Here is an 18,492-nt window from a genome sequence, read left to right on the forward strand (position 1 = left end):
ACGCCCCCCTTTTTTCTGGTTCTAGCCCAACAGGATTTTTCCGGTCATGGCGGCAGGGCCGGCCAGGACGACGTGTTCCAGGTTATCGGGGCCGGTCACGAAGGTAACGGCCAGGGTTCCACCCGGGACGTGGACGATCCACTCGTCCGGGGCGGTGGCCCCACCCCAGAAGCGGGTTGCAGCAGCAGCCGCGCAGGCACCGGTACCGCAGGAGAGGGTTTCACCCACACCGCGCTCATGGACGCGCATGCGGATAATCCCAATGTTCTCGGTAGCCGGGTCCCCGTCCTCCGGGGAAATCGTTTCAGGGACGACAAACTCGACATTGGTGCCGTTCTCCGGCACGGGGGTAACTTCAGGTGCCTCCGTCAGGTTGAGGCCATCTAGTTTTTCGTCGGTGCCCAACATTACGACGGTGTGGGGGTTACCCATGGTGATGGAGAGGGCTTCACGCGGGGTATTGAGCCCGGCGGCAGTTACTTCTGAGTCCGAGTTCTTGGCGCGGGCGTCCTCACCGTGGATAAAGCCCCAGGGGCCCATATCAATGGCGTAGCCGGTATCGGTTTTAGCGACGGTCTTAACCCCGGCGCGGGTGCCAATCTTCAACAGCTCCCCCTGGTTGAGGGTAATCAACTGCTCGGTGATGAGGTAGTCAACAAAAGCACGGACCCCGTTACCGCACATTTCTGCGATAGACCCGTCCCCGTTGCGGTAGTCCATGAACCAGGCGGCTTCGGGGGCTTCGGTAAGCAGGTGGGCGTAGTCGGGCAGGTGCTCTGTCTTGACGGCCCGGATAAAGCCGTCAGCCCCGATGCCGAAGTGGCGGTCGGCAACGCGGGCAATCAGCTCTTCGGAGAGGTCGAGTTCGGCGGTGGGGTCGGTGACGAAAATAAAGTCGTTACCGGTTGCATGGCCCTTGGTGAGGGTTTTGCCGGTGAGGTCGCCCCAGACGGGGGTAACAGGTTCAGGGTGGACGGCCATGGGCTCCCTTTCTGCGGTAGTTTTGCTCTTTAGTCTACTGGTCTGAAGCAGCTGGGGCGCTGGTAGAGGTGCTGATGTGGGCAAGGGCCCGGGCGGTGAGGTCCGGGTCTGCCCAGTCGAACCAGGTGACCCGGGGATCTGCCCTAAACCAGGTGAGCTGGCGGCGGGCGAACTGGCGGGTGGCGGTCACGGTATCGTCAACGGCCTGGGCCACAGAATATTCCTGCCCCTCCGGCAGGTGGCCGCGGGTAGCGTCCAGAACCTTGAGGAACTCCCGGTAGCCGATAGCGGCCGGGGCGGTCTTGCCCTCTCTGAGCCCCTGGGCTTCAAGAGCCTCAACCTCGGCTAGCAGACCGGCTTCTTCCATAGCAACCACCCGCTCGTGCAGCCGCTGGTGCAGCTGGGCGCGGTCACCGTTCAGCCCGATTTGTAAGGCGGGCTGGTGGTAGGTGCGGGTGGGCATGAAGGACGAGAAGGGGCGGCCGGTCACCTCAAAGACCTCCAGAGCCCGCACCAGGCGGCGGTCGTCCTTCACCCGCTCGGCAGATTCGGGGTCAACCGCCCGCAGGCGCTCCATCAAGGGGCCGGGGCCGGACGCCGCCAGCTCGGCTTCCAGCCGGGCCCGCACCATTGGGTCGGTGTCGGGAAAGTCCAAAATGTCCAGGGCAGCACGCACATACAGGCCAGACCCACCCACCAGGATCGGGTAGTTCCCGCGAGCGCGAATCTCATCAAAAACAGCTCTAGCCTGGGCCTGGAAAAGGGCGACCGAGGCTTCCTCAGTGACGTCCAGTGTATCGAGCAGGTGGTGGGGTACCCCCTGCATTTCTTCGGTGGTGACCTTGGCGGTGCCGATGTCCATGCCCCGGTAGAACTGCATGGAGTCGGCGTTGACGCACTCCCCGCCCAGGGCCCGGGCCAGGTCAATGGCGAGGGCACTCTTGCCGGAGCCGGTGGGGCCCACCACGGCGATGATGGGCAGGGGGGTGCGGGCGGCGTCCTTCTCTGCCATGGGTTAGAGGGCGGGCTTGAAGGTGGGGAAGCCCAGGGAAACCGGGGTGCCGGGCACCTGGGTGGTGCCGGTGCCGCAGGAGTCGGCCTGGGCTCGATCCCAGGCATCGCCTGCGCGGGAGCGGCGCACCGAGTACTGGTCGGCAGTAGGGTCAGAAATCAGGTGGAAGGAACCGGCCTCGGTAATGGGCAGGGTCACCAGGTCGCCGGGGCGGGGCACCTCGCAACCTTCGGGCACCGTGAAGTGCACCAGGCGCTGGTCGCGGGCCCGGCCCGACAGACGGCCAGTCTCTTCAGCCTTACGCCCTGACTCGGCGGTCACCATCAGCTCCACAGTCTTACCCAGCTGCTTCCGGTTCTCTTCACCGGCAATGCGGTCCTGCAGGGCAATCAGACGCTCGTAGCGTTCTTGCACCACAGCCTTGGGCACCTGGTTGGGCATGGTCGCTGCCGGGGTGCCGGGGCGAATCGAATACTGGAAGGTAAAGGCCGAGGAGAAGCGGGCCTCTTCCACCACGCGCAGGGTCTCCTGGAAGTCCTCTTCGGTTTCGCCGGGGAAGCCGACGATGATGTCGGTGGTGATGACGGCGTCGGGAATGCGCTCGCGCACCTTCTCCAGGATGCCCAGGAACTTCTTGGAGCGGTAGGATCGCTTCATGTCCTTGAGCACCTTGTCAGAACCAGACTGCAGGGGCATGTGCAGCACGGGCATGACGTTGGGGGTCTCGGCCATGGCATCGATGACGTCGTCGGTGAACATGGCCGGGTGGGGGGAGGTGAAGCGGACGCGCTCCAGCCCCTCAATGTCGCCGCAGGCCCGCAGGAGCTTAGAGAAGGCCTGACGGTCGCCAAAGGCCACCCCGTAGGAGTTGACGTTCTGGCCCAGCAGGGTCACCTCAATCGCGCCGTCGTCGACCAGGGCCTGCACCTCAGCCAAAATTTCACCGGGGCGGCGGTCATTTTCCTTACCGCGCAGGGAGGGCACAATACAGAAGGTACAGGTGTTGTTACAACCCACAGAAATAGAAACCCAGCCGGAATAGACGTGGTCACGCTTGGTCGGCAGGGTGGAGGGGAAGACCTCAAGGGACTCCAGCAACTCGGCCTGGGCCTCATGGTTATGACGGGCCCGCTCCAGCAGGGCGGGCAGGGAACCGATATTGTGGGTACCAAAGACCACATCAACCCAGGGGGCCTTTTTCAGAATGACGTCCTGGTCCTTCTGGGCCAGGCAACCGCCCACAGCGATCTGCATCCCCTCATTCTCACGCTTGACCGGGGCCAGGAGCCCCAGGTTGCCGTAGAGCTTATTATCAGCATTCTCACGCACAGCGCAGGTGTTAAAAACAACCAGGTCAGGGGTGGAGCCTTCTTCAACAGGTACATACCCATTCGCTTCGAGCAGGCCGCTCATGCGCTCTGAATCATGTACGTTCATCTGGCAGCCAAAAGTACGCACCTCATAGGTGCGGGTCTTTGAAACTGCTACGGGCTTGTCGGTGTTCACGTCAATACTCACCCCACTAGATTACTAGATAGGCGATAATGGGGCACATGCCATCAGCCCTTTCTTCGCCCCTAGCCGAGCTGGCCCGTCAGGCCGCCTCAGCCTACACAGCCAAACCCTCAGATCAGCCGGTCCTGTCCCCCGCCTTCATCAGGCTTCTGACCACGATTCTGGCCCAGGCTCCCCGGCTGCTGGGCCACCAGGTGGGTTCAGCCGAAATCCTCTCAGCTGGTATGAGGTCGGTTGTCGTGCGAGTAGGCTCCGCTGGATCTACCTCCGCTGGGCCTATCTCCGCCAGCTCCAGGGGGCGGACGGCCGTCCTTAAGTATTTTCGCCGTAAGGACTCAGCCAGCAACTCCGGCGGCTTCGGCTACCTGCGCGAAAAGCACGGCCTAGCTGCCCTGGACCAAATAGCCCCGGGCCTCTACCCGAAGCTGCTGGCCACCGATGACGAGGCTAGACTCCTGGCCCTAGAGGACGTCGCTCCCCCACCCCACCAGGACGGCAAAAGCATCAGCCAGGCCTGGATACCACTTGCAGACTTCTTCACCGGCAACCCCGCAGACCAGAAACTAGCCCTGACCGCATACACAGAAACCTGGGCACAGATCCTCACGTCACCCCACCAGGAAAAGGCCGCATCGTCCTTCGCCTCAGCCCTTGCCGCAGCAGACCCCGCCGCTCCCAGGCCCGGCGCCCAGCCCTCACCCCGCCTCGCCGTCAAAGGCCTGAACGTCCTGGCCCACCAGGCAGGCCTAGAACCCGACTCGCCCCAGCTCGCCCTCTGGCATAACCAGGTCCACAGCATCATCTATCCGGCCCCCACCCACCAGGTGCTCTCCAGCGGCGACTTCTCCCCCACCAACCTACTCATCCAGCCCCAACCCGCCGGGACGAACCCGTCCGCCACCCCAAGGATCCGGGCAATTGACGCCGAAGGCACCTGCCTCCACCACTGGGCCCTACCCCTAGCAGAAATGCGACTAGGATTCCCCTCCTGGCCGGACGGGCCCCTACCCTCCTCCCTCATCTCCACCCCCATCTGGCGTACAGCAACCGATAACCTCTACCGGCGTATCGCCCCAACCCCCTTACCTCACCCCGTCCAAGACCCCCACCTCACCGCAGCCCAACTCACCATCCAAGCCACCCTCGCCGAACAACAAGCAGGTACAACCCCGTAACGAAACAACCATCGGCCCAACTCAGGCGTACAATCAAGGGCGGCACAACAACATTCACACATCGAGAAAGACCTCAATGTCAATCACCACCCACACCACACGCCCCGCCCCGACGCTCAGCGTCATTCAGGGCATCGCCCTCATCTTCGGCACCAACATCGGCGCCGGAATCCTCAGCCTGCCCTACGCAGCCCGCAATGGCGGCTTCCTTGCCCTGGCCATCGCCCTCACCATCGCAGGCCTGCTCACCACCTTCTCCATGATGTATATAGCCGAGGTCTCCCAACGCACTAAGGAGCCCCTCCAGCTCTCCGGCCTCGCCGAAAAATACCTGGGCCAAACCGGCCGCTGGCTCATCTTCGCCGCCATCATGGTCAACTCCATCGGCGCCCTCATCGCCTACGCCGCAGGCTCCGGATCCCTCCTCAACAACCTCCTCGGCCTCCCCCCGCTCGCTGGCACCCTCATCTTCTTCTTCCTCGGCTCCTTCATCATGTTCAAAGGCCTCCATGCAACCGGCATGGTAGAAGGCCTCATCACAGCAGGCATGGCCGCCATCATTCTGGGCCTCTCCCTCTGGACGATCCTCGGCCCCGGAATCACCTTCGAAAACCTGATCGTCCTCCACCCCTTCTTCATCATCCCCATCATGAACCTGGCTGTCTTCACCTTCATGGCCCAGTACGTCGTCCCTGAACTCGTCCGCGGCCTCGGCGATACCAACCCCACAGCCATCCCCACCGCCCTCATCGGCGGTATGGCAGCCACCGGCTTCACCCTAGCCCTTGTCCCCTTCGTCGCCCTCGGCCTGCTCGGCGAAAACGTCTCAGAAGTCGTCACCCTTTCCTGGGGCGAAGCTCTCGGCCCCGCTGCCTACTACCTGGCCAACGTCTTCGCCCTCCTGGCCATGTTCACCTCCTTCGTCGCCATCGGCTACACCGCCATGCGCAACATCCTCGACATCACCCGCTGGGAAGAACACGGTCCCCTCCGCCTGGCAGCCGTAGGCCTCACCGTCCTGCCCCCGCTCATCATCTCCATCGCCGGGCTCGGCGGTTTCGTCTCCGCCCTCTCCTACGCCGGTGGCTTTGCCGGGGCCGCCATGTCAATCCTGCCGGTCCTCATGCTCCACGCAGCCCGCAAGAACGGCGAGCTGGAGCCGGTCTGGCGAGTTACCTGGCAGGCCCACCCCATCATCCAGGGCATCCTCATCCTGACCTACCTGGTGGCCTTCATCTACTCAGTTGCAGCCATCCTTGGCCTGCTGCCCACCGGCTGGTCCTAACACCCAGCAGGGGCCATACCCCCGATGCCCACCAGATACGAGGGCGCCCCTCCACCACACCGATGGAGGGGCGCCCTCAGTGTACCAACCTACCAGCGGACAGGCCGGGGGCAGGCAGGCGCGGACGGGTGCGGGGCAGGCAGGTAAAGCCGGGACCGCCCTGGATACCTTAATCCCAGTAGGAACTAGTTGCTTCCTCCATGCCCATCTCGGCAGCGTAGCTCTCGACCTCTTCGCGCACCACGCTAAAGGCCAGACCTGCCGGGTAGCCCTTGCGGCCCAGCATAGCCACCAGGCGACGCATCACCTTATCCTTCTCAGCCCGGTCCCCCAGGTTCATGGAGGGACGCAGCTTCTTTCGCACCAGCTCATGGGCGTCAGCCCGCTCGTCCTCTTCGGTGCGCTGCTCCAGGGCAAGCTCAGCTAGCTCACCCTCAACCCCCTTAGTTTTCAGCTCCCGCCGGATCGCGGAACGGGAAAGCTTCTTCACGTTCATACGGGTACGCACATAGACATCAGCGAACTCAGCGTCATTGATGAGGTTGACGGCCTCAAACCGGGCCAGAATATCCTCAATTACCTCGGTGGAAATTTCTTTCTCAACCAGCTTTTTCTCAAGCATGGCCCGGGACTTGGGTGAGGCAGCCAGCTGGTTGAGCACAATGTTCTTGGCCCGGCTGAACTCGCTTTCAGGTTCCTTCCCCGCCCGGCCCCGCTTTTCGGGTAGGGGGGTGACCCCCTGCAGCAGCATCTCTTCGTCTGTGACCGGCTCATTCAGGGCTGACCCTTCACGGAAGAGGGGCTGGGACCGCCCCTTCTTGAGGGTAGCGGCTTCGGGTGCGGACGCTGCCCCGATAGCGGGTGCGAAGGGTGACCGTGCAGCGTATTGAGCAGGCGGCTTGCGGAAGCCCTTTTTCAGATTGGGGTTGCGGCGGCGGGTGTACTTACCGGGGGACGTCTGCGGTTCAGCGTGCCCCTGCCCACCCTCAGTTTCGCTGCCCTTTTTTGCGGTGGACTGGCCGGTGTAGGGGGTAGCGGGGCGCTGGTTCCCGTAGACACCGGAGGTTCCGGGGAGATCTTCTGTCAGGCCCTGGGCGGCCGGGTGCCAGGCCGGGTACTCTTCGGGGGTCAGGAAGTCGTCCGGGGGCGTATCCTTGCTCATGCTACCTCGTATCTACCTACAGGCTGGGTGACGGCGAAAGCCGCCACTACCGGGTGGTGTACGGCAGTGGCGGCTAGAACTCGCTGATATGCGTTTAGAAGTTTTCTGAGATGTCGTCCAGGGGATCTACCGAGGTTGAAGGCTCGATGTCGCCTTCTTCGGTTTCTTCTTCACCCTGGATAATGCCCAGCTTCACCATGGTCTTGTACTTGATTTCCTCGGTTAGCTCAGGGTTGTCCTTCATGAAACGGCGGACGTTTTCCTTGCCCTGGCCCAGCTGGTCGCCCTCGTAGGTGAACCAGGCACCGGACTTCTTGACCACATTGTGCTCAACTGCCAGGTCAAGGATGCCACCTTCGACAGAGATACCTTCACCGTAGAGGATGTCGAACTCGGCCTGCTTGAAGGGGGGAGCCATCTTGTTCTTGACGACCTTAGCGCGGGTGCGGTTACCGATGGGGTTGGCGCCGTCCTTGAGGGTTTCAATACGGCGGATATCGATACGGACCGAGGCGTAGAACTTCAGGGCTTTACCGCCGGTGGTGGTTTCAGGGGAGCCGAAGAAAACACCAATCTTTTCACGCAGCTGGTTGATGAAAATCGCGGTGGTGTTGGTGGCAGACAGGCGGCCGGTAATCTTACGGAGGGCCTGGGACATAAGGCGGGCCTGCAGACCCACATGGGAATCGCCCATTTCGCCTTCAATTTCGGCGCGGGGCACCAGGGCCGCAACAGAGTCAACCACAATCAGGTCGATGGAGCCAGAGCCCACCAGCATATCCATGATTTCCAGGGCCTGCTCACCGGTATCGGGCTGGGAGACCAGGAGGGAATCGGTATCAACACCCAGCTTAGCAGCGTAGACGGGATCCAAGGCGTGTTCAGCATCGATGAAGGCAGCAATACCGCCAGCCTTCTGGACGTTAGCAACAGCGTGCAGGGCAACAGTGGTTTTACCGGAGGACTCGGGGCCGTAGATTTCTACGACGCGGCCACGGGGCAGGCCACCAATACCGAGAGCGGCGTCCAGGGCCAGGGCACCGGTAGAAATCGTTTCCACCTGGGTTGCCTCACGGTCGCCCAGGCGCATAACGGAGCCCTTACCGTAGTTCTTGTCAATCTGGGCCAGGACGGCCTCAAGTGCTTTTTCACGGCCCTCAGCCGGTACCTGACCTACGGACTGCATGCGAGTCTTCGCTGCCATTTACGTTCCTCATTTCTTATCGCGTCGGCGAGTTCTTTTCTCTGCCTACCACGGTAATACGGGTGCCTGACACTTTAAGCATTCGGCGCACCAGAGCAAAAAATCTGTGGATAACCGCCCACTATGACAGGCGGCCGCTCTGTTCTATCCACAATCCTACCCTAATTCGAACACATTTTCTATTAACTAGGAAAGATTTTCTAACCCCTGCCCTTCAGACGGCAGCCCCTACCCCCGAGGCTTCCAGTCTGGCCCCAGCTGCCTCTCCACGGGAACGTCCTGAACCCGGCAAATCGCCAGCCACACGCTCCGCACCTCAACACCAGCGTCCAGAGCCTGCTGGGCTGTCATCTCCCCAAAATCGCCCGGCACAAGATCCCGGGCCAAGTGACGGGAGTAGACCGCCCCAAACTCGTGCTCCATGGCCGCCCAAAACTCACTCAGCTTCACCAGCTTCCCCCTTCTACAGACACAGGGAGCCGGGCCCTTACAGCCCAGCTCCCTGTTACGACAATAAGTGCCCCTTAGCGGGCAGCAGCAGCCTGTTCAAGACCGGGGATATCGCGGCTAGAGGTTGCAGCGATTCCGTATTCACGCTTGAACTGCTCAGAAAATTCAGCGGGTACGGTATCAGGAACAGAGAAACCCTCTTCAACAGCCATACGCCCAGAAACCTCAGCCAGCATGGCTGACAGGGTGATGTTCAGGGCCTGGCAGATGGAGGCCAAGAGCTCAGAGGAAGCCTCTTTCTGACCGCGTTCAACTTCACTCAGGTACCCCAGGGACACACGGGCAGAGTGTGAAACCTCGCGGAGGGTTCGCCCCTGGCGCTGACGGACGTCGCGCAGGACCTCGCCAATTGCATGGCGCAGAAGCAGAACCTTGCCGGTGTCTTGGGTGGGTGCAGCGTTTTCAGTCTGACCCACATCCTTCCAACGGACGACACCGTTCACGGATACGGGCTGCTTAGTCATTGTTATACCAATCTCCTTGGTGCTTGTGCCCTGTCCAGAGTCAGGGCTCCTGGCTCCTAGCCTAACCTATCTTTTAGCAGTCGTCAGCTAAGAGTGCGAAATAAGTCGTTTACTGACATTTTTCACGGTACGTCTATCTAAACCCACCGAGCTGGATTTTCATTCCCTAGAACCTGAAAAATTTATCTGAAAATTTTCTGGGAGGTTACCCTACTCCCCCTTGGTGGCCCCCTCCAGGAGGTCAGTGAGCAGGATGAGGGCGTCGCGGGCAGCTTGGGCGCGTATGTCTGCCCGGCTTCCTTCATAATTTTTTTCGAGGACGCGCCCGCCCCGGCTCCCGATAGCAGCAAGGTAGACCCTGCCCACCGGTTTACCGTCGGCGGGATCTGGCCCAGCCACGCCAGTCGTCGCCACCCCGTACTCTGCCCCGCATACCCGGGCAGCCCCCTGGGCCATGGCTAGGGCAACATCGGGGTCAACGGCCCCGCGGGCTGCCAGTAAGTCGGCGTCAACGCCCAGCACGGACGCCTTGACCTCCGTTGCGTAGGAAATCACCCCGCCCCTATATACGGCTGAGGCTCCGGACACTGAACAGATTAAAGACCCCACCATTCCGCCGGTGAGGGATTCAGCGGTTGCGATCCAGGCAGGCTCCCCTGCCTCCAGCCGGGTGCGGGCCAGGGCTACCAGGTGGGCGGCAGCGTCCTGCCCCTGCTTCTCATAGTTCACGGCCCAACCCTACCGGCCACCGGTGCCAGTCTGGGCCAGGTAATCCTGCCGCAGCTGCCAGGCCTTGATCACATAATCAATACCGGTAACCACCGTGACCAGCACAACAGCTGCCATCAGCAGGAAACCCGGCCACAGGGCCCACTGTCCCAGCAGACCCATTGGAAGCAGCATGTAGACCAGCGCCACTGTCTGCAGAACAGTCTTGAGCTTACCCCCCTTGGAGGCAGCCATCACCCCGTACTTAATCACGAAAAGACGCATCACCGTAATACCCCACTCACGCACCAGGATCACGATCGTCACCCACCACCACAGCTCCCCCAGCATGGACAGCACCACAAAGGCAGCGCCGGTCAGGAACTTGTCAGCAATCGGGTCAGCGATCTTACCGAAGCTGGTAATCAGGTTGTTCTTGCGGGCCAGGTAGCCATCCAGCCAGTCGGTGATCATAGCCAGCACAAAAATACCAGCAGCTGACCACCGCAGGGCCATGCCTTCCTCCCCGTAAGCGCCACCAGACCACAGGGCCCAGATAAAGAGGGGCACCATGAGGATGCGTAGAGCAGTCAGTGCGTTGGGCAGGTTCCAGTTCGATGAGGTGGTCTGCTCGGCCATAAGGACTCCTAGGGGTGGTGGCTGGCGGGGGTTATCGGCCGGTAAGGCTCCAGGCGTCTTCACTGCCGTCGGCATCGTCGTCGTCATAGTAGTCGACGGCTTCAGGGACGTCAGCGTGCATGGAGGCTACCGGGTCCCCGCCGTAGGGGTCGGGGGTGGACTCAGGTGGCAGCTCCTGGCCCCGAATCTTGGCCAGGACGGCGGGCAGGTCGTCGGGCTGGACAAGCACGTCGCGGGCCTTGGAACCCTCGGAGGGGCCGACGACTTCGCGGGATTCGAGCAGGTCCATGAGGCGGCCTGCCTTAGCGAAGCCCACGCGTAGCTTGCGCTGCAGCATGGAGGTCGAACCGAACTGGGTGTTGACCACCAGTTCGGCTGCCCGAAGCAGGTCGTCCAGGTCATCCCCAATGTCGTCGTCAATTTTCTTGGACTGGGCGGTGGCCACCACGTCGTCGCGGTAGACCGCAGGGGCCTGCTTCTTGACGTGTTCCACGACCTCGTGAATCTCAGATTCACCCACCCAGGCGCCCTGCACACGCATGGGCTTGGAGGCCCCCATGGGCAGGAAGAGGGCGTCGCCCTGGCCGATCAGCTTCTCAGCGCCGGGCTGGTCAAGCACCACGCGGGAGTCGGTGACGGAGGAGGTGGCAAAGGCCATTCGGGAGGGTACGTTGGCCTTGATCAGGCCGGTGACCACATCAACGGACGGACGCTGGGTGGCCAGCACCAGGTGGATACCGGCGGCGCGGGCCAACTGGGTGATACGAACAATGGACTCTTCCACATCGCGCGGAGCCACCATCATGAGGTCGGCCAGCTCGTCCACAATCACCAGCAGGTAGGGGTAGGGCTTAACCGTGCGCTTGGAACCGGGCTCCGGCTGGATCTTGCCGGCTTTGACGGCCTTATTGAAGTCGTCCACATGCTTGTAGCCGTAGTGGGCTAGGTCGTCGTAGCGGGCGTCCATCTCGCGCACTACCCACTGCAGGGCCTCGGCGGCCTTCTTGGGGTTGGTGATGATGGGGGTAATCAGGTGGGGAATGCCCTCGTAGGCGGTCAGTTCCACGCGCTTGGGGTCCACCATGATCAAGCGCACCTGGTCGGGGGTGGAGCGCATGAGAATGGAGGTAATCATGGAGTTCACGAAGGAGGACTTACCGGCACCGGTGGCACCGGCCACCAGCATGTGGGGCATCTTGGCCAGGTTGGCGATCACGAAGCCGCCCTCGACGTCCTTACCCACACCCATGACCATGGGGTGGTCTGTGGCGTGGGCCTTGGCTGAGCGCAGCACATCACCCAGCACCACGATTTCGCGGTCGGTGTTGGGGATTTCGATACCGATAGCACTCTTGCCCGGGATGGGTGAGAGGATACGGACGTCGGCTGATGCCACGGCGTAGGCGATGTTCTTGGAGAGGGCGGTGACGCGCTCCACCTTGGTGCCGGGGCCAAGCTCAATTTCGTAGCGGGTGACAGTGGGGCCACGGGAGAAGCCGGTGACTTCAGCGTCCACGTTGAACTGCTCTAGGACGTTGGTCAGGGCAGCTACCACCTGCTCGTTGGCTTCTGAGCTTTCCTTGGCCGGGGGGCCGGCTTCCAGCATGGATTCGGTGGGCAGGGTGTAGGTGCCGGTGGAGGATTCCACGACCATCTCGCCCCGGGGCTGCTCGGCGGTTTCAGCTACCGTGTTGTTTTGCAGGCGGGGGGCAGGACGGGCTGCTGCCGGGGCCGCTGGGGGCTGGGGAGCAGATGGGGAAACGGCAGACTGAGGGGCAGCTTGTGGGCTTGCCTGGGCCTGGGACTTGCGTGCAGCCGCCCCCAGGGTAGCCCCAAGACCGGCTGCGGTTGCGGGGGCAGAAGACGCTGGGGCAGAAGAAGCTGGGGCAGGACGTCCGGCCCCCGCCTCGCGGGTATCAGCCCAGCTGCGGGTCGGGGAAGGCTCGACGGGGTTCAGCTCCCCAAAGTCTTCAAATTCTGACTCCATGACCTCAGCAGGGATTTCAGGTTCAACCTGAGATTCAGGGGCGTAGCCCTGGTCAGAGGCAAGTTTCCGGGCCTGTTCCAGACGCTGGGCCGGGGCGTCCGAGGCTTCAGCCTCGTCCCAGGCACCCTGGTCAAAGAGGGCACCCTGCTTCTTGGCGGCCTTCTCAGCCGCCTTCTTTTCGCGGCGGGTCTGCTTGCGGGGAGCCTCAATATCGAAAGCCTCTGCCTGGCGGGCAGGGCGGGTTGCACGGGAGGAAGGGGCCTCTACCCGATTCAGCTGGGTAGTCTCAGGCTCAGGTTCGTGGACGACCGGGGTCTGGTAGGCTTCATCTGCCTCGTAGCTGTCCAGGCGGCTATCCGACGAGGGCCTAGCCCCTCCCCCGAAGCCAAGCCAGCCCAGTAGGCCACCCCGAGGACGTCGGGGGGCAGGGGCGGGTTCGTCCTCCCCCTCATAGAGGTAGGAGCGGTCATGCTCTTCGTCAAGGACGCGGGTTTCGGTCTCGTCCTCAACGCTGGCCTTCTTCCGGCGGGAGGGACGCCCGGCGTCCTGGACGCTACCGTCAGGCCGTTCCCCGAGCAAGACCCCGAAGATATAGACCAGCTTGGGCCCCACCTGACGGAGGGGGGTATCAGTTGCCCAGAGCAGGCTACCGATAAAGACCAGGGCAATCAGGGCCCATTCCAGGGCTGACACTCCACCGACAATCCGGCTCATGGGGGTTCCCAGCAGCACGCCGATGGTGCCGCCGCCACCCCAAAATTCCTCGAAAGAACTGGAGAAGGTGGGGTAACCGGCCACCTTGGCTCCCATGAGGGAGGCCGATACCGTCATGCCCGTAAAACCAACTGCAATTCGGTTGTTGGATTGGACGTCAAGCGGGTGCCGGAAGATCCGGATCGCAAAAATCAAACAGAGGATGGGTATCAGCAAGGCCCCCTGGCCAAAGAGCCCGCCCACGGCCACATGCCACCAGTGTAGGGGCAGCTCGTACCAGAGGAGGTTGGCCGGGTCAGCCCGCCAGCCCCACCACTCAACGGACGCGGTCAGCAGGCCAATGGCAAGCACAAACAGGGCCCCGCCGTCGCGGCGCTCGTGTAGTTCAATATCGGTGCGGAGTTCACCCATACGGCGAACAGCCCCACCTACGAGGAAGGCCAGGGACTGCCAGGCTCCCACGATGGCCCTGATCAGGACGTTACTTTCCTGGGGAGCTGAAACCTGCTGGGATGCGCCTTTCCGGCGGGCAGACGCAGCTGAGCGGCCCCCCGATGCTCGGGGAGCTGACCTGGGGGCAGAAGATTTCTTTGGTGCAGACTTTCTCGGAGCCATTCTTCCCAATACTGATTTAGTGGAGCGATTCGTTAAATAGCTTACCCGGCGGCAGAATGAACTGCCGCCGGGTAGGTTGTGCTAGTTGCCGTCGGCTTCGGGGGTGTGGGTTTCAATCACCACGGGCACGATCATGGGCTTGCGACGCAGGCGGCGGGCCACCCAGGCCCCCATGGTGCGGCGGACGATCTGCTGCAGCTGGTGGGTGGTGTGGACCCGCTCGGGGGCCCGGTGTAGGGCGTCCTCTAGGGCTGCGGTGATCTTGGGGGTGATGTCGTCAAAGACGGAGTCGTTTTCGGCGATGCCTCGGGCGTGGATGTCGGGGCCGGTGACGACGCGCTTGGTGGCCCGGTCAACGACGGTCACGATGGACACGAAGCCTTCTTCACCCAGGACGCGGCGGTCCTTGAGGTCGTCTTCGGTGACGTGGCCAACGGACTTGCCGTCGACGTAGACATACTCGCAGGGTACCTGGCCGACGATGTCGGCCCGGCCGTTACGCAGGTCAACGACTGTGCCGGAGTCGCCGATGAGGACGCGGTCGGGCTTGATACCGGTTTCGATGGCCAGCTTGCCGGAGGCCAGCAGGTGGCGGACTTCGCCGTGGACGGGCATGACGTTCTTGGGCTGCAGGATGTTGTAGCAGTAGAGCAGTTCACCGGCGGCGGCGTGGCCGGAGACGTGAACCTTGGCGTTGCCCTTGTGGACGACGTTGGCGCCCAGCTTCATGAGGCCGTTGATGACGCGGTAGACGGAGGTTTCGTTGCCGGGGATCAGGGATGAGGCCAGGATGATGGTGTCGCCCTTCTCAACCTGGATCTTGTGGTCGCCGTTAGCCATGCGGGAGAGGGCTGCCATGGGTTCGCCCTGGGAGCCGGTGCACATCATGACGATCTGCTCGGGGCGGTAGTCGTCGACCTTTTTCAGGTCAACAAGAATCCCGGCGGGGACCTTGAGGTAGCCCAGCTTCTCGGCGATGGTCATGTTGCGGACCATGGAGCGGCCCACCAAAACGACCTTGCGGCCGCGCTCTTCGGCGGCGTCCAGAACCTGCTGGACGCGGTGGACGTGGGAGGAGAAGGAGGCGACGATGACGCGGCGCTTGGCGTCACGCATGACGTTGGAGATGACCGGGCCGATGTTCTTTTCGGTGGGGGTGAAGCCGGGAACCTCAGCGTTGGTGGAGTCGGGCAGGAAGAGGTCAATGCCCTCTTCACCCAGCCGCGCAAAGTGGCGCAGGTCGGTGAGGCGGCCGTCCAGGGGCAGCTGGTCCATCTTGAAGTCACCGGTGTGCAGGCACTTACCGGCCTTGGTGCGGATGAAGACGGCCAGGGCGTCGGGAATCGAGTGGTTGACGGCAACGAATTCGCATTCGAAGGGGCCGAAGCGTTCGACCTGGCCTTCGACGACGTCCATGGTGTAGGGCTTGATGCGGTGTTCCTGGAGCTTGGCTTCGACCAGGGCCAGGGTCAGCTGGGAGCCGACCAGGGGGATGTCGGGGCGCAGGCGCAGCAGGTAGGGGACAGCGCCGATGTGGTCTTCGTGGCCGTGGGTGAGCACGATGGCGACGATGTCCTGCAGACGGTCCTTGATGTAGTTAAGGTCGGGCAGGATCAGGTCAACGCCGGGCTGGGATTCTTCGGGGAAGAGGACGCCGCAGTCTACGACCAGCAGCTTGCCGTTGATTTCGTAGACGGTCATGTTGCGACCGACTTCGCCCAAGCCGCCCAGGGGCACAACGCGCAGGGTGTCTTTCTTCAGCTTGGGGGGTAGGTGCGGGGATGTCACTGTTTGCATGTGATCTCTTTTCTTATCGGGGTGTGGTTACTCAATAGACGGGCAAGCGGGCTGCCCCAAAATCAGCGTGGATTTTGGGGGTCAGCCCGCAGGGTACCCGTGAAAAAGTCTTTAGTGAATCAGGGTTGATTCGAGGATGGAACCGGCGAGGTCCTCACGCATGAGAGCCATTTCGCTGTCGGTGGCAGGCACGTGGGGCAGACGCACGGTGTTGGTGGGCAGGATGCCCTGCCAGGTGAGGATCTGCTTGGCGGCTACACAGCCGGGCACCCGGCTCATGGTGGCGCGGACGACCGGGGCCAGGTCCAGGTGGATTTTCTGGGCGGTGGCGAGGTCACCGGCGACGGTTGCGTCAATCAGCTGACGGAACTGTTCGGGGGCCACGTGGGAGGTGACGCCAACCAGGCCAACGGCGCCCATGGCGATCCAGGGCAGGGTCAGGCCGTCGTCGCCGGAGTAGTAGGCCAGGTCGGTGGTTTCCATGACCTCGGTGGCGGCGGTGAAGTCGGCCTTGGCGTCCTTGACCGCGACGATGTTTTCGTGGCTGGCCAGGTTGCGGTAGACGGCCGGGGTGATAGGGATACCAGCGCGACCGGGGATGTCGTAGAGCATGACGGGGGTCTTGACCGCGTCAGCGACAGTACGGAAGTGGGCTTCCAGGCCGGTCTGGGTGGGCTTGTTGTAGTAGGGGGTGACCACCAGCAGGCCGTCGACGCCTACAGCTTCGGCGCGGGAGGCCAGGTGCAGGGTGTGGGCGGTGTCGTTGGAGCCAACACCGGCTACGATCTTGGCCCGGTCCCCCACCGCGTCCTTGACGATACGGAAGACCCGCTCGTTTTCTTCGTCGGTCATGGTGGAGTATTCACCGGTGGTGCCGCACACGATCAGGCCGTCATGGCCCCGGTCTACCAGGTTGGTAGCGAGGGCGGCGGTTGCGGCCTCGTCTACCTCACCGGTGGCGGTAAAGGGGGTGACCATGGCGGTCAGCAGACGCCCGAAGATGGGTTCTGCGGTGGGTACGGTGGTCTGTGCGGTCTGAGACATATCTACTACGTTACCTTATCTGCTGTGATGGTTAGGGGTGAGCTAGCTCAAAGAAGAGTGGGAGCTACTGTCTATATGGTGGTGGGGGTACTACGTGATCCCCGCTGAAGGTTGATCGCGGTACGCATGGCCTTGCGGGCTCGTTTCCGGTCGCCGGAGGCATCGTAGGCCAGGGAGAGACGGAACCAGTTTTTCCAGTTGGCAGGTTCTGCTTCGGTGGCCTGGGCGTAGGCAGTGAATTGGGCGTCGGCAGCTTCACGGTCAATACGGCCCGATGCACTGCGGGGCAGGGAATCTTCGGGAAGTTCGCCGGCCTCACTGAGAATCCGCCCCAGGGCCTGGGTGCGGGAACCAAAAATAATTTCCCGAACCATAGCCCAGGCACCCAGGACTGGCAGAACAATCAGGGCCCCGCCCAGTAGCAGCCCGAGGGCCCCAGATTCCTGCATCAGCAGGACGCCCCGCTGGGCGGTCAGTGCCAGATACAGGGCCAGAGCCACGGTCACTAACCCGGCAAAAATCTTGCCGCGGCCGCCTGCGTCCACGGCAATAAAAACCGCACAAAATACGCCAACAGCCAGCAGGAACAGGCGGGTTCCAAGGGGCAGGGGGAGAATCAGCACAGTCAGGACAGCCAGGGTAATGGCTGCTGCACCAAAAAGACGCAGGGAGGTCATAGCCGCTAGGAAAGATCGAGGTAATGGTCAAGACCAACGGTCAGGCCAGGGTGCTCGGCCACCTGGCGGACGCCCAGCAGCACACCGGGCATGAAGCTGGTGCGGTCGAAGGAGTCGTGGCGGATCACCAACTGCTGGCCCGCGTCGCCCAACAGGATTTCCTGGTGGGCGGTCAGACCCCGCAGACGCACCGCATGAACATTCACGCCAGCCACCTTAGCGCCGCGTGAACCTCCCTCATCGGTTTCCGTAGCATCAGGAGATTCAGGCACCCCAGCAGCAGCCCGGGCCTCCCCAATCTTCTTGGCAGTATGGACGGCAGTGCCCGAGGGCGCATCAACCTTGTTGGGGTGATGCATCTCAATCACCTCAACCGACTCAAAGAACTTAGCGGCCCGAGCAGCAAACTCAGTTGCCAGCAAAGAGCCAATAGCAAAATTAGGGGCAATCAGCACGCCCACCTCAGGGCGCTCAGCCAACTTAGCCTCAAGAGCCGCCAGACGCTCCTCAGTCCAACCGGTCGTACCCACCACAGCGTGAATACCGTTCTCCACCGCAAAATGCACGTTAGCTTCAGTAGCAGCCGGAACCGTCAAATCAATCATGACCTCAGCGCCATAATCAACGAGCAGGTCCAAAGAATCCCCGTTGCCCAGGGCAACCACCAAATCCATATCAGGGGCAGTATTCACAGCCTTCACAGCCTCAGACCCCATACGACCGGCAGCGCCGACAACAGCTACTTTCCACACCTTACTCAAGGCTCCACAACCCTTCACGGTCTCACTACAGTTAGGGCGCACCCCAGCCAGACTCGGCTGGACGGCACCTGGCGGGGCGAAACTCATGGCGGCCTCCGCCTGCGCCACTTCCCCCTACTCTAGCCAAAACCACACCGGTGACGCATTCCCAACCCACCGCGTCCGCGTCAGCCCCCGTCATACAGGGCCAAACATTCCACAATACGAAATAGCGGCAGGACGCCCCACCCCACCAGCGTCCA

General features: G+C 62.4%; 16 protein-coding genes. 2 read left to right on the forward strand and 14 right to left on the reverse strand.

Going from position 1 to position 18,492, the window contains the following annotated elements:
- Nucleotides 1–21: 21 nt before the first annotated feature.
- The 3 genes from dapF to miaB are packed head-to-tail and all read right to left on the reverse strand — an operon-like array spanning nt 22 to nt 3,511.
- Nucleotides 22–981 carry a diaminopimelate epimerase gene (gene dapF, locus L7A15_RS04845; protein WP_237189488.1) on the reverse strand — a complete coding sequence of 320 codons (960 nt, stop codon included), beginning with the start codon at nt 979–981 and terminating at the stop codon, nt 22–24.
- A 34-nt stretch (nt 982–1,015) separates the two neighbouring features.
- A complete protein-coding gene (miaA, locus tag L7A15_RS04850; RefSeq protein WP_237189489.1) occupies nt 1,016–1,993 on the reverse strand; it encodes a tRNA (adenosine(37)-N6)-dimethylallyltransferase MiaA in 978 nt (325 codons plus the stop codon).
- A 3-nt stretch (nt 1,994–1,996) separates the two neighbouring features.
- Nucleotides 1,997–3,511: a tRNA (N6-isopentenyl adenosine(37)-C2)-methylthiotransferase MiaB gene (gene miaB / locus L7A15_RS04855; protein ID WP_237189490.1), complete on the reverse strand. Its 1,515-nt coding sequence runs from the start codon at nt 3,509–3,511 to the stop codon at nt 1,997–1,999.
- Between the two features lie 35 nt (nt 3,512–3,546).
- Between miaB and L7A15_RS04860 the strand changes: the two genes are divergently transcribed.
- Nucleotides 3,547–4,683 carry a hypothetical protein gene (locus tag L7A15_RS04860; RefSeq protein WP_237212321.1) on the forward strand — a complete coding sequence of 379 codons (1,137 nt, stop codon included), beginning with the start codon at nt 3,547–3,549 and terminating at the stop codon, nt 4,681–4,683.
- Nucleotides 4,684–4,759: 76 nt separating this feature from the next.
- On the forward strand, nt 4,760–5,968 hold the full coding sequence (locus L7A15_RS04865) for an aromatic amino acid transport family protein (RefSeq protein WP_237189866.1): 1,209 nt from the start codon (nt 4,760–4,762) through the stop codon (nt 5,966–5,968).
- A 169-nt stretch (nt 5,969–6,137) separates the two neighbouring features.
- Here the strand turns inward: L7A15_RS04865 and L7A15_RS04870 are convergent, their stop codons facing one another.
- The 11 genes from L7A15_RS04870 to dapB form a co-directional block, all read right to left on the reverse strand.
- The gene (locus L7A15_RS04870; protein WP_237189867.1) at nt 6,138–7,130 is read right to left on the reverse strand and encodes a regulatory protein RecX; all 993 of its coding nucleotides are present in this window, start codon (nt 7,128–7,130) and stop codon (nt 6,138–6,140) included.
- A gap of 94 nt (nt 7,131–7,224) precedes the next feature.
- Nucleotides 7,225–8,334: a recombinase RecA gene (gene recA, locus L7A15_RS04875; protein WP_237189868.1), complete on the reverse strand. Its 1,110-nt coding sequence runs from the start codon at nt 8,332–8,334 to the stop codon at nt 7,225–7,227.
- Nucleotides 8,335–8,562: 228 nt separating this feature from the next.
- Nucleotides 8,563–8,784: a DUF3046 domain-containing protein gene (locus tag L7A15_RS04880; protein ID WP_237189869.1), complete on the reverse strand. Its 222-nt coding sequence runs from the start codon at nt 8,782–8,784 to the stop codon at nt 8,563–8,565.
- Nucleotides 8,785–8,858: 74 nt separating this feature from the next.
- Complete coding sequence (locus tag L7A15_RS04885; RefSeq protein ID WP_237189870.1) at nt 8,859–9,308, reverse strand: helix-turn-helix domain-containing protein; 450 nt, start codon at nt 9,306–9,308, stop codon at nt 8,859–8,861.
- A 210-nt stretch (nt 9,309–9,518) separates the two neighbouring features.
- Nucleotides 9,519–10,037, reverse strand: coding sequence for a CinA family protein (locus L7A15_RS04890; RefSeq protein ID WP_423816891.1), 519 nt, complete (start codon nt 10,035–10,037; stop codon nt 9,519–9,521).
- A gap of 9 nt (nt 10,038–10,046) precedes the next feature.
- The gene (gene pgsA / locus L7A15_RS04895; RefSeq protein ID WP_237189871.1) at nt 10,047–10,655 is read right to left on the reverse strand and encodes a CDP-diacylglycerol--glycerol-3-phosphate 3-phosphatidyltransferase; all 609 of its coding nucleotides are present in this window, start codon (nt 10,653–10,655) and stop codon (nt 10,047–10,049) included.
- A gap of 31 nt (nt 10,656–10,686) precedes the next feature.
- Nucleotides 10,687–13,971, reverse strand: a complete 3,285-nt coding sequence (locus L7A15_RS04900) for an FtsK/SpoIIIE family DNA translocase (RefSeq protein ID WP_237212322.1) — start codon at nt 13,969–13,971, stop codon at nt 10,687–10,689.
- Nucleotides 13,972–14,052: 81 nt separating this feature from the next.
- Nucleotides 14,053–15,768, reverse strand: a complete 1,716-nt coding sequence (locus tag L7A15_RS04905; RefSeq protein WP_237189330.1) for a ribonuclease J — start codon at nt 15,766–15,768, stop codon at nt 14,053–14,055.
- A gap of 111 nt (nt 15,769–15,879) precedes the next feature.
- Complete coding sequence (gene dapA, locus L7A15_RS04910) at nt 15,880–16,812, reverse strand: 4-hydroxy-tetrahydrodipicolinate synthase (RefSeq protein ID WP_237212323.1); 933 nt, start codon at nt 16,810–16,812, stop codon at nt 15,880–15,882.
- Nucleotides 16,813–16,883: 71 nt separating this feature from the next.
- Complete coding sequence (locus tag L7A15_RS04915) at nt 16,884–17,489, reverse strand: hypothetical protein (protein ID WP_237212324.1); 606 nt, start codon at nt 17,487–17,489, stop codon at nt 16,884–16,886.
- A 5-nt stretch (nt 17,490–17,494) separates the two neighbouring features.
- Nucleotides 17,495–18,250: a 4-hydroxy-tetrahydrodipicolinate reductase gene (gene dapB, locus L7A15_RS04920; RefSeq protein WP_272878656.1), complete on the reverse strand. Its 756-nt coding sequence runs from the start codon at nt 18,248–18,250 to the stop codon at nt 17,495–17,497.
- Nucleotides 18,251–18,492 lie beyond the last annotated feature (242 nt).

Source organism: Rothia nasimurium, assembly GCF_928391935.1.
GTDB lineage: Bacteria > Actinomycetota > Actinomycetes > Actinomycetales > Micrococcaceae > Rothia > Rothia nasimurium_D.